The following is a 13,332-nucleotide window of genomic DNA, read 5'->3' as shown; positions in this document are numbered from 1 at the left end:
CCTCTCCCGCCCCAGCGCCCTCCCCGGCCGCGACACCACGGCCGCCCTCCTGCACCGCCTGGCCACCGGCGCCTTCGCCTCCGCGACGGCGCCGATGGCCGGCTGAGCGCCGCCCGTCCACCGGCGGGGAGCGTGCCTCCCCGGCGGGAACGAGCGGGTCTCAGGCCGTCAGTTCCTGGCGGAGCGCGTCGCGCAGCCGCGCCGCGCGCGCCGTGACCTCGGGCGGTCCCAGCTCCATCGCCCGCGTGCACCACGTGCCGCCGCCCGCCAGGTCGCCCCGGCGGGACGCGAGCAGCGCCAGCCGCAGCGCGGCCCTGCCGTGGCCCGCCTCGGCCGCCCGGGTCCACCACAGCGCCGCCTCGGGCTCGCTGCCCTCACGGGCCAGCAGCAGCCCCAGGTTGAACGCGCCGTTCCTGCTGCCCGCCTCGGCCGCCGCCCGGTACCAGCGCGCCGCCAGGGCCACGTCGCCGCCCGCCGCCGCCCGCGTGCCGAGCCGCACCTGCGCACGCCGGTGCCCGTGGTCGGCGGCGCGAGCGAACCACGGCTCCGCGCCCTCCCCGTCGCCGCGCCGCTCCAGCAGCAGGGCGAGGCGGAACGCCCCCTCCACGCTGCCGCCGGTCGCCGCCTGCCGCAGGTACCCCTCGGCGCGCTCCCCGTCGCCGCCGCGCAGCAGCTCGACGGCGATCTGGAGCGCCGCCTCGGCGTGCCCCGCCGCCGCGGCCTGCTCGTACCAGTGCCGCGCCTGGCTCTCCGCGCCACGGCTGGCGTGCAGGATGCCGAGGTTGAACGCGGCGTCCACGCTGCCCGCCTCGGCGGCCTTGGAGAACCACGGCTCGGCCCCGTCCGCGTCGCCGCGCTGGAGCAGCAGCACCGCCAGCGCGTTCGCCGCGTCCCGGTGCCCCGCGTACGCGGCGTGGCGGTACCAGTGCTCGGCCTCGGACGTGCGCCCCTGGCCCGTGCAGAGCAGCGCCAGGTTGAACGCGCCGTTGATGTCGCCCGCCGCGAGGGCGGCGCGGTACCAGCGCTGCGCCTCCTGCCGCTCGCCGCGCTCGGCGTGCAGCGCGCCCAGCGCGTTGGCCGCGGGGCCGTCGCCGTCGCGCGCGGCGCGCCGCCACCAGCGCTCCGCGGCGGTCCCGTCCCCGGCGTCGCGCAGCAGGAACCCCAGCGCGCTCGCCGCCCGCGCCTCGCCCGCCTCGGCCGCGTCCAGGTACCAGCGCCCGGCCTCCGTCACCGCGCCCCGCTCCTCCAGGAGCGCACCCAGCCGCAGCGCGGCGCGCCGGTGGCCGCGGGCCGCCGCCTGCCGGAACCAGGGCTCGGCCGCCGCGGGCTCCCGGGCACCGACCAGGCACGCGTACCGGTACGCCGCCTCCCGGTGGCCGCTGTCGGCCGCCGTGCGGAACCAGTCCGCCGCACCCGGCGCGCCCCGGTGGTCGAGCAGATCCGCCAGCGCGTACGCGCCGGAGGCGTGACCCGACTCGGCCGCCTGCCGCAGCCAGTACTCGGCCGCCGCCTCGTCCCCCCGCTCACGGTGGTACCGGCCCAGGGCGTGCGCCGCGGGCGCGGACCCGGCCACGGCCGCGTTCCGCCACCACTCGGCGGCCTCGCCCGACCGGCCGGACTGGTGCAGCAGCACCCCCAGATTGTTCGCCGCGGACCTCTCGCCCTCCGCCGCCGCCGCGCGCAGCGGCGCCTCGGCGCGGTCCAGGTCGCCGGCGCGCAGCAGCCGCGCGCCCTCCTCCGCGGCCGCGCGGCTCGTCTCGAACCTCGCTTTGTCCCCCATAAGGTCCATAGTCGCACCACCTGAAACCTGCGTACACCTGGTATACCGCAGCCAGTGAAGTCACTTCAGCGGTTTGTCGACTTCCCGATATGGATACACCCAAACGCCTTGCGGGGGAGGGAGTTTCCGCGGATCCGTCACGCAGTATGACGCCGGAATCGTCTCCGCAGGTCAGTGCGGGCCCGCGATCACCGCCGAACGTCTGCCCAAGGTTGACGCTCCGGGACCGTCCGGGGAGGGCCCGGGAAGCGGCGAAGGGCCCGCGGTCGCTTCCGACTCACGGGCCCTTCGTCACGCCTCAGGCGGCGCCGTCCTCCTCGGGAGGGGTCTCCTCCTGCTCGTTCCTTCCCTCCAGGTCCGCCAGGCGGTCCAGGGCCTCCTCCAGGCGGTTCTGGGCCTCGCCGTACGCCTGCCAGTCGCCCTCGGCGAGCGCGTCCTGGCCGTCCTGCCAGGCGTCCTGCGCCTCGTCGATGGCCTCCTGGACGGTGGCGTCCCCGTCCGGCGGCGGCTCCTCGCCCCCGTCCGGCGGCGGTGGCTCCTCCTCGCCCGGATCCTCACCCGACTCGGTGACGCCGAAGACCACGTCCAGGGCTCTGTCGAGCGACTCCTCAAAGACGATCTCCTCGCCGTACGCCACCAGGACGCGTTGCAGCAGCGGGTAGTTCTGCCCCGCGCCGCGGACGTACACCGGCTCGACGTAGAGCAGGCCGCCCTCCAGGGGCACGGTCAGCAGGTTCCCGTACTCGACCTCGGAGTCGCCGCGTCTCAGGAGGTTGATCCGCTCGGCGATGTCCGGATCGGAGTTGAACCGGCTCTGGACCTGCGACGGGCCCCAGACGGTCGTGGTCGACGGCAGCGTGAGGATTCTCATCGTGCCGTAGTCCTCGCTTCTGGCATCCGCCTCGACCGCCATATAGGCGGCGAGCGTGTCCCTGTTCAACGGCGTGAACGTCGTCGTCAGCGAGAAGACCTGATCCTCCTGGTCCGGCATCCGCATGCTCAGGTAGTACGGCGGAACGACCTCACCGTCGTGCGTCGGGTCGTTCGGCACCTCCCACCGCTCGGAACCGGAGTAGAACTGCCCGGCGTTCGTCACGTGGTACCGCTGGAGCAGATCGCGCTGGACCTTGAAGAGGTCCTGCGGGTAACGGAGGTGGTCCATCAGCTGGTCGCTGATCTGGTCCCGGTCCTCCACCACGCCGGGGAACGCCTTCCGCCAGGTCTCCAGCACCGGGTCGCTCTCGTCCCAGGCGAAGAGGTCCACCTCGCCGCTGTAGGCGTCGACGGTGGCCTTGACCGAGTTGCGGATGTAGTTGACCCGGCTCTCCTGGGCGATGACCTCGCCCTGGTTCTCCGTGAGGGAGGTCTCCGTCACGTCGCCCAGCGTGGTGCGCGCCGAGTACGGATAGCCGCTGCTCGTGGTGTAGGCGTCCACGATCCACTGGATCCTGCCGTCCACCACCGCCGGATACGGGTCGCCGTCGATCGTCAGCCAGGGGGCCACCGCCTCGACGCGCTCCTTGGGCGTGCGGTTGTAGAGGATCTGCGAGCCGTTCCCGATCGCCCCCGAGTAGAGGATCTGCGGCTCGCCCATGGTCAGCGCGTACGCGGCGCGGTTGAACCAGTTGTCCAGCTTCACGCCCGCGTCGCCGGTGTAGCTGTACTCGACCTCGCCGTTCTCGCCGGCGTAGTCGATCTCCTGCTGGGGGCCGCCCACGATGGAGTACTGCGTGGTGTACTCGCCGAAGTAGATGCGCGGCTCGTAGTCGGGGAGGTCGCCCTCGGGCGGCAGGTTCTCCTCGGTGAACTCCGGCTGCCCGTTCTCCTGGATGCTCGTGCCGCTGGCCGCCACGACGCCGAAGCCGTGCGTGTAACGGAAGTGCTCGTTGATCCAGTTCCGCTCGGGGAGCTCGTTGATGTTCATCTCGCGGAGACCGACGACCGTGTCCTGCTCGCCGCCGTCCTCCGTGGGGTAGCGGTCCACGTCCAGCGTCGCCGGGAACTGGTAGTACCCGCGGACCTGCTGGATCTGCTGGAACGCCGGCGAGACCACACTCGGGTCGAGCAGGCGGATGGAGGCGGTGTCGCCCACCGCGTTCCGCAGGGTCTCGGGCGAGGCGTCGCTCGTTCCCCCGTAGTCCTCGATCTGCGCGTCCGCGATGTCGTAGGCGTCCTTGGTGGACTCCATGTGCCGCTGGATGTACTCGGTCTCCTTGGCCTGCTCGTTCGGCCTGACCTGGAACTGCTGCACCAGCGCCGGGTAGACGCCGCCGATGAGGATCGCGGAGAGGACCATCAGGCCGAGGCCGATGACCGGCAGCTGCCAGCCGCGCCGCCAGAGGGTCGCGAAGAACAGCAGGGCGCAGATCGCCGCGATGATCGTCAGGATCGTCTTGGCCGGGAGGTACGCGTTGGCGTCGACGTAGCGCAGGCCCGTCCAGCCCTCGGCGTTCCTGAAGTCACCGCTCTTGAGCGCCAGTCCGTACCGGTCCAGCCAGTACGCCACGGCCTTGAGCGCCACGAAGAGGCCGAGCAGCACCGAGAGGTGACCGGTGGCGGCCTGGGTGATGCGGCTGCCCGGGGTGGTCAGGCGGATGCCGCCGTAGAGGTAGTGGGTGAGCGCGGCGGCCAGCGTCGAGAGCACGATGATCGCGAAGCCGAAGCCCAGCAGGAAGCGGTAGAACGGGTAGTCGAACGCATAGAACGAGACGTCCATGTGGAACTGGGGATCCGTCGTCCCGAACGTCGTGCCGTTGACCCACTGGAGCCAGGTGCGCCACTGGCCGGAGGCCGAACCGCCCGCGATCAGGCCGATCACCAGGGAGACGGCGAGCAGCACCCACTTCTTGTACGGCGCGATCGTCATCCGGTACCGGTCGAGGTTCTGCTGCTCCATCGACATCGCGCTCAGCGGCGGGCGCAGCCGGTGGGCCAGCCAGACGTTGAACCCGACGGCGAGGGCCATGAGCACGCCGAAGACGGCGAACATCGTGATCCGGGTCAGCAACTCCGTCCGGTAGACGCTCGTGTAACCAACCGATCGATACCAGAGCCAATCCGTCCAGAACCCCGCGAACATGGCGAAGAGAATCGCCAGACCGGCCAGAATCGCGGCCGTGATCAGCAGCGACTTGGCCCCTCTGGAGGGGCGCCCGACATTGAAACGCGGGCCCCCGGGACCTCGGGGACCCCTGGGCCCGTTCGGACCGCCCGGGCCACGACCCGAGCCTCGGTCCGGCATTTGGAAAGCCAACGCGCGCACCTCGGTAATTCGCAGGGTTTGGAGCCAGGCCGTCCATGGCAGCGGCCCACTGGACTAACTTACTCAAGCTTTACTCGGTTCCCGTTTTCGGGGTGCGAGACGGCACGATATGCCCATGGACAACACCGCACCCCAAGGATCAGGGTCCGAGCGCCCCTCCGTCACCCCGCTGACCACGGCCGTTCTGGAGATCGACGCGTACGCGGCCGAGCTGGGCTGGGACCGGCCCGCCCAGCTGTTCGCGCTGGTGGACACGGAGCGGCTGCGCACGGAGGAGCCGGACCTGGCGCAGCGGCTCGACATCGAGGGCGACAGCGGCCTGACCCCGGTGGAACAGGACGAGTTGCCCGCCGGGCAGCCGCTGGACGAGTTCCTGGCGACGATCGCGTGGCCCGACGCGGTGGCGGGCTGCGCGATGACGGTGGAACGGCTGATGCTGCCGCCGTCGGCCGAGACCACCGTGCCGGAGGGCATGCCGGGTCCGGACCTGGCGCGCTGGGTCGCGGGGCACCCCGAGCGGCAGGAGGTGCGGATGACGGTGGCGGTACTGCGGGACGGGCGGCGGGAGTCGGCGGTCAGGCTGCGCGAGAAGGACAGCGCGACCGAGGTGCTGACCGGTCCCGACCTGGTGCCGGGGCTCGCCGACGCGCTGGCGGCGACGTTCGAGGAGTGACGTCGCAGGAGTGACGTCCGGGGACGGGCCCGGGGGAGCCCGGCGCGGTCCGCCGGCCCGTCACCGGGCCTCGCACCGCGGCAGGTCCGAGGTGTCGCCCTCGCGGATCCCGGCGAGGGCGTCCAGGGCGTCGTCCAGCGTGCCGACGCTGAGCAGGGTGAGTCCTTCGGGGACGTCGAGGGCGGCGACCGCGCAGTTCTCCTCGGGGGTGAGGAAGAAGTCGGCGCCCGCGTCCCTGGCGGCGATGGTCTTCTGCGAGACGCCGCCGATCGGGCCGACCGTGCCCTCGGCGTCGATGGTGCCGGTGCCGGCCACGAAGGCGCCGTCCGTCAGGTCGTCCTCGGTGAGCCGGTCTATGAGCCCCAGGGCGAACATCAGCCCGGCGCTCGGCCCGCCGACGTCGGCGAGCTCTATCTCTATCTCGAACGGGAAGCTGTGGCTCACGCCCGCCTGGATCCCCACGATGGCCCGCTGGTCGTCGGGGGCGGGCTCGGTGGTGACCGTGACGTCCTCGGTCCCGCCCGGCAGTTCCTCGCCCGCCTCCAGGGCGGCCTGGGCCTCCTCGGCGGGCACCACCGTGAAGACGACGTCCTCGCCCGGCTCCCGCTCGGTCACCAGGTCGGCGACCTGGCCCGGCTCGGTGACCTCGGTGCCGTCCACGGCCACGATCGCGTCGCCCGCGTGCAGCCGGCCCTCGGCGGGGCCGTCCACGACCACGGCGGCCACGATGGTCTGGGAGCCCACCTCGTACCCCAGCTCCTCCAGGGCGGCGACCTTGGCGCTCTCCTGGGAGGCGGTGAACTCCTCCGCGTTCTGCTCCTCGACCTGGTCGGCCGAGACGTCGTCCGGGTACAGCGACTCGTAGGGCACCACGGCACTGTCGTCGGAGAGCCAGCCGTAGACGGCCTCCAGCAGGTTCATCCGGTAGCTGACGCCGGTGACGCGGACGGTCGTCATGTTGAGATGACCGGACGTCTCGTACGTCTCCTCGCCCTTGATGTTCAGCACGGGCTCGCCGTCGTGCTCGCCCAGCGTGTTGACCGTGGGGCCGGGCGACATCTCGGCGTAGGGCACGTGGATCAGCACTCCGGCGCAGAGCAGCCCTATGAGGAGCAGGGTCGACGTCAGCAGGGTCGCGGTGCGGCGTGGCATGTCTTGACAGTACGTGACCGCGCTGTCAGCCGTCCGCCGGGGCCCGCTCCATGGCGGCGCGGAAGGCTTCGTATCCGCGCACGCCCGCGGCGTCGCGCACCCCGCCGGTACCGCTGCGGCGCCGCGTGGCCCACGTGCCCCACAGCCCGGCCACCACCGCCCCGGCGACGGGGATGAGCAGCCATACGAGAACCGCCATGACCTACCTCCCACCTCGGCGACATATCACCAACGCTCCGACGCGGGAACGGGTTACGCAACCGGAGTAGTGCCCGCCCCTCGGTAACGATCCCGACTCGGTCCCGGAGGGCGTCCGGGCGGCGTCCGGGCGGCGTCCGCGAGACGTCCGCGAGACGTCCCGGCGGCCGGAAAGGGGCCTACGCGCAGGCGCCCACCCACTGGCGGGTGCCGTCGGCGAAGGTCTGGTGCTTCCAGATGGGAACGTCCCGCTTGAGGTCGTCGATCAGGCGGCGGGAGGCGGCGAACGCCTCGGCGCGATGGGCGCAGGAGACGGCGACCACCACGGCGAGGTCGCCGATCGCCAGGTCCCCGACGCGGTGCGCGGCGGCCAGCGCGCGCACCGGGAACTCCGCGGCGACGCGCTCCGCGACGCGGCGCAGCTCCGCCTCCGCGGTGGGGTGGGCGGAGTACGCCAGTGAGGTGACGGCCGCGCCGTCCTCGTGCCCGTCGTGGTCGCGCACGGTCCCGACGAACAGCGCGGTACCGCCCGCCGCGTCGTCGCCGACCGCGGCGAAGACCTCGTCCACCGACAGCGGCGTGTCACGGATGGCGAGCAGCCGGATGGGGTCGCTTTCGTTCATGGGCCCATCCTCCGCCAACCGTCCCGGGAGCGGTGACGCGGTGCCCGCCGTCATCGGCGCCTGGCGCGCCTGGCCCGGCGCACCAGGGCGGCGGTGCCGACGAGGGCGACGGTCGCGCCGGCGGCCCCGAGCGTGGTGGCGGCGTCCTTGCGGCCCAGCCGGCGGCCGGCGACCGTGTGCCGCCCCGCCACCTCGGTCAGCAGCTCGGCGAGCACCTCCTCGTTGCTCCAGTGGGGCCGCCATCCCGCCTCGTAGAGCTTGTTGCCGCTGACCACCCAGGGGTGCATCGTGTACGCGAGGTCCCCGGCCGGGGAGGGGGTGAGCCCGAGGCGGTGCAGGCGGGCCGCGGCGCCCAGGGCGACGGAGGGCGGCAGCTCCATGCGGCGGATGCCGGAGAGCTCCTCGACCTCCTCCTGTTCGAGCCAGCCGTCGCAGCCGACGGCGAGCTCGCCCTCGACGTGCTCGCGGGCGGCGAACTCCAGGGCGCTGACCAGGTCCTCGACGTGGCAGAACTGCCAGCGGGGCCGGGAGCCGGCGACCACGAGGAGCCGGGGCGACTCGAAGTAACGGGTCAGCGCCGTGTCGGTGCCGCCGACCAGGATGGCCGGGCGGAGCACGGTGACGTTCAGCCCGGGGTGGGCGCGGGGGGCGCGCTGGGCCAGCCGCTCGATCTCCAGGAGGTCGCCGACGCAGGTGGCGTCCGCGGTGGCGCGCAGTTCGGCGTCCTCGGCGAGCGGGACGTCGTTGTCGGGGAGCGCGCCGTAGACCATGGCCGAGGTGCAGAGCACGACGCGCCGCACGCCGGCCGCCGCCGCGGCCGTCAGCACGGTCTGCGCGCCCCTGACGTTGAAGGCGGTGCGGGCCGCGGGGTCGGCCTCCAGGTCGAGGTCGAGCGCCAGGTGGACCACCACGTCGACCGGCCCGTCCGACTCCCGGTCGCGGTCCCGGTCCCCGCGCTCCCGGTCGCGCTCCTCGTGGACGGCGGCGTCACGGGCGGCGCCCGAGGTCCGCAGCAGGTCGGCGATGGCCGGGTCCCTGACGTCGAGCGTGTGCCACTCCGCGCCCTTGGCGTCGCCGACGCGCTCGTCGAGGGCGAGGACCCGCTTGACGTCTTCTGCGGCCAGCAACCGCTCGATGAGCAGCGCGCCGACCCCTGTCGCCGCGCCGGTGACCGCGACGGTCAACGGGGTGGCGGGGCCGTTACGCGCAGCGCGAACGGCTGGCTCCGGGGAACTCACAGGACCTCTCCAGCGGTTGTTTCGGTACGACGTGCGCAGGCCCATCCTGCCTGAGTGGTGTCTAGGCTGGAGGCACGGACCAGCGAATCACAGGCACGTTGGTTCCGTCCGACGACACAGACCCGAGGATTCCCGTGAGCGACAACCCATTCGGATTCGGCCTCCCGGAAGAGCCGGACGACGGCGAATCCGGCAAGAAGAAGGGCGAGGGCGGGCAGGGGCCGGCCGACAATCCGCTGGCCGCGATGTTCGGATTCGGCCCGGGGGGCGGTCCCGGCGGCGGCATGAACCCGCAGGATCTGGGTGCCGCGTTCCAGCAGCTGGGGCAGATGCTGTCCTACGAGGGCGGCCCGGTGAACTGGGACCTGGCGAGAAGCGTGGCCCGCCAGACGGTGGCGCAGGGCGCGCCGGACGGTTCGAAGGACGAGAGCGTGGGCGCGCACGCCCGCGGCCAGGTCGAGGAGGCCGTGCGGCTGGCCGACCTGTGGCTGGACGATGTGACGACGCTGCCCTCGGGCGCCGGTACGACGGCGGCCTGGAGCAGGGCGGAGTGGGTCGAGGCGACGCTGCCGGTGTGGCGGGAGCTGGTCGACCCGGTGGCGGAGCGCGTCGGCGCCGCCATGGGGAACGTGCTGCCCGAGGAGATGCAGGCCATGGCGGGCCCGCTCCTGGGGATGATGCGCTCGATGGGCGGCGCCATGTTCGGCACGCAGATCGGGCAGGCGGTGGGCGTGCTGGCCGGTGAGGTGGTGGGCTCGACGGACATCGGGCTGCCGCTCGGCCCGGCGGGCAAGGCGGCCCTCCTCCCCCAGAACATGGCGGCCTTCGGCGAGGGCCTGGGCGTCCCCGCCGACGAGGTCAGGCTGTATCTGGCGCTGCGCGAGGCCGCCCACCAGCGGCTGTTCACCCATGTGCCGTGGCTGCGGTCGCACCTCTTCGGCGCGGTCGACGGCTACGCGCGCGGCATCCAGGTGGACACGGCCAAGCTGGAGGACATGGTCGGCCAGCTGGACCCGACGCGCCCCGAGGAGTTGCAGGAGAAGCTCCAGCACGGGCTCTTCCAGCCGGAGGACACGCCGCAGCAGAAGGCGGCGCTGGCCCGTCTGGAGACGGCGCTGGCGCTGGTCGAGGGCTGGGTGGACGCGGTGGTGCACGCGGCGGCGGCCCCGCACCTGCCGTCGGCGGGCGCGCTGCGCGAGACGCTGCGGCGGCGCCGCGCGTCCGGCGGGCCCGCGGAGCAGACGTTCGCCACGCTGATCGGCCTGGAGCTTCGGCCGAGGCGGCTGCGGGACGCGGCGCGGCTGTGGGCCTCGCTGACGCACGCCCGGGGCGGACAGGCGCGGGACGCGCTGTGGTCGCACCCGGACATGCTGCCGACCGCGGAGGACCTCGACGACCCGGACGGCTTCGTCGACCGCGAGCAGCTCGACTTCTCGGAGCTGGACCGGATGCTCGGCGACGCCGCCGACGAGGTGGGCGAGGAGCGGGGCGAACGGGGCTCCCCCGGGCCGCGTCTCGACAAGCCCGGCGAGGGCACCGACGGCGATGGTGACGGCGACGGCGACGGCAGGGGCCGGGAGGACGGCGGCGCGTGAGCCTGCACGCCGACGCGGCGCGGGTGCTGCGGGAGTGGCCCGCGCCCGACGAGGGCCAGGACGAGCTGCGGCGGGCCTACGCCGCGCACCTCTCGGCGTACCGGGACGGGATGTGGAAGGCGTGCGCGGCCGGGCACCTGACGGCCAGCGCGCTGGTGGTGGACCCGGAGCGGGAGCGGGCCCTGCTGACCCTGCACGGGAAGCTGGGGAAGTGGCTCCAGACCGGCGGCCACTGCGAGCCGGTGGACGCCACGCTGGCCGGCGCGGCGCTGCGCGAGGCCACCGAGGAGTCGGGGATCGAGGGGCTGCGGCTGCTGCCGCGGCCCGCGGGGCTCGACCGGCACCACACGCCCTGCGCGGTGCACCTCGACGTGCAGTACGCGGCGATCGCCCCGGCGCGGGCCGAGCACCGGCGGTCCGCGGAGTCGCTCGACCTGCGCTGGTTCGCGTTCGACGAGGTCGGCGAGGTGGCGGACGCGTGGGTCGTCCGCCTCCTGCGCCGCACGGTCGCCCTGCTCTGACTCCCCGCGGCCTCCCCCGGCGGCCTCCCCCGGTGACCGCCGGGGTGTCCGGCACGTCGTTCGCGGGCTACCGGGGGCCCCAGGCGCCTCCCTGGTTCAGCCCGGGGGCCTGGCCCTGGCGGAACGGGAGCGGCTCCCCGAACGACGTCTGCTGCGGCGGCAGCAGCTCGCTCGGCTGCACCACCACATGGCCGTCGCCCATGAAGGACAGCTCCCAGCCCTCCCCCGTGTTCCCCCTGCGGCTCCAGACCGGCTTGCTGCTGGTCTGGGCCTGCATCTGCACGCGGAGCGAGGAGGACCAGGCCACCACCGCGTCCGCGTCGGCGCTGACATAGCGGTCGGGCGTGACCCGCATCGCCAGCGGGCCGCCCGAGGTGGTGATCGCGACCTTGCCCTGCCCGGAGATGACCAGGTTGTAGGCGCCGACGCCCGGGATGCCGTACTGGCTCTCGACGGAGACGACGTCCCAGTGCAGGTGCGCGTCCAGGGCCAGCACGTAGGAGCTGTCCACGGTCAGGCCCTCGTGGTCGACGTCGAGGACGTGCACGTGCTGGGCGAGGTTGGCGAAGTAGACCTGGCCCTGGCCGAAGCAGCGCATCAGGGGCAGCGCCTCGCCGGCGTGCTGCTGCCGCTGCCGCTGGCCCGGCGACTGGTACTCCCCGTCGAACTCCACCATTCCCTCGAACGCGACCATGCTGCCCGCGCGGGCCACCACGTCGTCGCCCCGGCCGAGGTTCACCCGCAGCATGTGGGAGCCCTGGAGGGCGAACCGGTCCTGCGACTGGTTCACGGTGTTGTTGAAGATCGGGCTCTGCATAACGCCACTCCCCCGTCAGTTCTGCTGCTGCTGAGCGTTGAGCCGGTCGGTGCTGTCCTCGTTGGGCTGGACGATGACGAAGCCCTGGCCCGAGAAGGCCAGTTGGAACGCCTCGCCGCTGCCCCTGCCGATCAGCGAGGACGCCTTGAAGCTGCGCTTGCCCTTCATCTCCAGGCCCGTGGACCAGGCGACGAGGGCGTCCGGGTCCACGCAGGTCTCCCCCGACTGCCCGCAGTCGACGACGACGGGCATGCCACGGCTGGTGACCGCGACCCAGCCGGTGCCGGCTATCCCCAGGTTGAACAGGCCCTGCCCGGCGAACTTGGCGATGCCCTTGACCCGTTGCACGCCCCACTCCAAGTGGGCGTCGAAGGCGAGGACGTTGGTGGCGTTGACCGAGAGGCGCTCGTTCTGGAGGGGCAGGCAGACGACCTCGGCCCCGTAGTCCGCGAGGTAGAGCAGGCCGTCCCCCGTGCACTTCATCAGGGGCACGCTCTCGCCGGTGAGCCGCCCGGCGACGGCCTGGCGCATCGCCGTCGGGTTCGACTCGTACTGGATGTAGCCCTCGTAGGCGACCATGGAACCGGTCCTGGCGAACAGGTCGTTGCCCGACTGCATGGCGACCCTGGCCATGGTGGGGCCGTGGTTCTCCATGCGGGCCGTCGGGGCGCTGGGCGCGAAGCCCGCAATCATCCGCTGATCCATCACGGGCTCCCGTCAGATCTCGTAGGGCTGGACAATGGCGAAGTTCCCCGGGGCGCCGCGGAACTGGAGCTGCGTGCTCTCGCCGCTGTGCCCCGGATACGCCTGCCTGCGCACCCGCACCTGGTTCGCCACGAGGACCTGGGCGCCGGCGGACCAGGCGATCACGGCGTTGGCGTCGGCGAAGGTCATCGGGGTGACGGGGAGGACCAGCGGCTCGCCGTGCGTCTTGACCACGAGGGTCCCGTGGCCGGAGAACTGGAGGGCGAACAGCGAACCGCCCGGCAGGCCGTGGCCGTCGATCCTGCGGACCTCGTAGTCGAGGGACTCGTCGAAGGCCAGCACGTGCTGGGAGGCGACGCAGATCGCGTCGCCCTGGAGCTCCACCGGGTGCAGTCTGCCGGCCTGCTCCGCCAGGTACACCTGGCCGGCGCCGGTGCAGCGCATCATCGAGGGGAAGCCCTGGCCGGTGGCCCAGGTGGCGGCGCGGCGCTTGAGGCCACCGCCCTTGAAGCCGAACTCGACCTCCCCCTGGTACAGCACCATGCTGCCCTGCCTGGCCATGAACGGCTGGCCGTCGAGGCCGAGGTCGGCGCGGACGAGCTGCGGGTTCTGGAGGGTCCAGCGGCGGCGCTCGGTGGCGCCGCGGAACTGGTCGAGCGTGGCCATCATGCCGCCCGCCGCCCCCGCGCCGACCGCACCAGGGACGCCGGGAGCACCGGGAACGCCGACGGCGCCGGGAGCACCGGGGGCACCGGGAGCACCGGGGGC

The 13,332-nt window shown here is 73.1% G+C and carries 12 protein-coding genes; 3 read left to right on the top strand and 9 right to left on the bottom strand.

All coding sequences use genetic code 11. From position 1 onward, the window contains the following. Nucleotides 1–160: 160 nt before the first annotated feature. Nucleotides 161–1,780 (bottom strand): tetratricopeptide repeat protein, encoded by a 1,620-nt coding sequence (locus ADY01_RS23275; RefSeq protein WP_049577121.1) that lies wholly within the window; start codon nt 1,778–1,780, stop codon nt 161–163. 298 nt (nt 1,781–2,078) lie between these two features. After that, nucleotides 2,079–5,021 (bottom strand): UPF0182 family protein, encoded by a 2,943-nt coding sequence (locus ADY01_RS23270; RefSeq protein WP_078900529.1) that lies wholly within the window; start codon nt 5,019–5,021, stop codon nt 2,079–2,081. A 136-nt stretch (nt 5,022–5,157) separates the two neighbouring features. Here ADY01_RS23270 and ADY01_RS23265 point away from each other — a divergent pair, with 136 nt between their 5' ends. Continuing rightward, nucleotides 5,158–5,715 (top strand): PPA1309 family protein, encoded by a 558-nt coding sequence (locus tag ADY01_RS23265; protein ID WP_049577117.1) that lies wholly within the window; start codon nt 5,158–5,160, stop codon nt 5,713–5,715. A gap of 60 nt (nt 5,716–5,775) precedes the next feature. On the opposite strand, the gene ADY01_RS23260 is transcribed toward ADY01_RS23265, so the two are convergent. The 4 genes from ADY01_RS23260 to ADY01_RS23250 form a co-directional block, all read right to left on the bottom strand. Beyond that, nucleotides 5,776–6,867, bottom strand: a complete 1,092-nt coding sequence (locus tag ADY01_RS23260) for a PDZ domain-containing protein (protein WP_049577114.1) — start codon at nt 6,865–6,867, stop codon at nt 5,776–5,778. A gap of 25 nt (nt 6,868–6,892) precedes the next feature. Next, entirely contained in the window at nt 6,893–7,066 is a 174-nt protein-coding gene (locus ADY01_RS39875; protein ID WP_199826290.1) for a hypothetical protein, read from the bottom strand. A gap of 178 nt (nt 7,067–7,244) precedes the next feature. Next, nucleotides 7,245–7,688: a molybdenum cofactor biosynthesis protein MoaE gene (locus ADY01_RS23255; protein ID WP_049577111.1), complete on the bottom strand. Its 444-nt coding sequence runs from the start codon at nt 7,686–7,688 to the stop codon at nt 7,245–7,247. 50 nt (nt 7,689–7,738) lie between these two features. After that, on the bottom strand, nt 7,739–8,926 hold the full coding sequence (locus tag ADY01_RS23250) for an NAD-dependent epimerase/dehydratase family protein (protein WP_049577109.1): 1,188 nt from the start codon (nt 8,924–8,926) through the stop codon (nt 7,739–7,741). 134 nt (nt 8,927–9,060) lie between these two features. Here ADY01_RS23250 and ADY01_RS23245 point away from each other — a divergent pair, with 134 nt between their 5' ends. Together ADY01_RS23245 and ADY01_RS23240 are read left to right on the top strand one after the other, a co-directional pair. Further along, nucleotides 9,061–10,521: a zinc-dependent metalloprotease gene (locus ADY01_RS23245; protein ID WP_049577106.1), complete on the top strand. Its 1,461-nt coding sequence runs from the start codon at nt 9,061–9,063 to the stop codon at nt 10,519–10,521. Then, entirely contained in the window at nt 10,518–11,042 is a 525-nt protein-coding gene (locus tag ADY01_RS23240; RefSeq protein WP_049577104.1) for an NUDIX hydrolase, read from the top strand. The genes ADY01_RS23245 and ADY01_RS23240 overlap by 4 nt, the downstream gene beginning before the upstream one ends. Nucleotides 11,043–11,109: 67 nt before the next feature. On the opposite strand, the gene ADY01_RS23235 is transcribed toward ADY01_RS23240, so the two are convergent. The 3 genes from ADY01_RS23235 to ADY01_RS23225 all read right to left on the bottom strand — a co-directional run. Beyond that, nucleotides 11,110–11,859 (bottom strand): AIM24 family protein, encoded by a 750-nt coding sequence (locus ADY01_RS23235; protein WP_049577101.1) that lies wholly within the window; start codon nt 11,857–11,859, stop codon nt 11,110–11,112. A 15-nt stretch (nt 11,860–11,874) separates the two neighbouring features. Beyond that, nucleotides 11,875–12,564 (bottom strand): AIM24 family protein, encoded by a 690-nt coding sequence (locus tag ADY01_RS23230; protein ID WP_049577097.1) that lies wholly within the window; start codon nt 12,562–12,564, stop codon nt 11,875–11,877. A 12-nt stretch (nt 12,565–12,576) separates the two neighbouring features. Further along, a partial coding sequence (locus tag ADY01_RS23225; RefSeq protein WP_049577124.1) for an AIM24 family protein occupies nt 12,577–13,332 on the bottom strand: 756 nt, incomplete at its 5' end.

The organism is Streptomyces sp. SBT349, from assembly GCF_001083795.1.
GTDB lineage: Bacteria > Actinomycetota > Actinomycetes > Streptomycetales > Streptomycetaceae > Streptomyces.
This window is presented reverse-complemented; position numbering and strand designations above follow the sequence as displayed.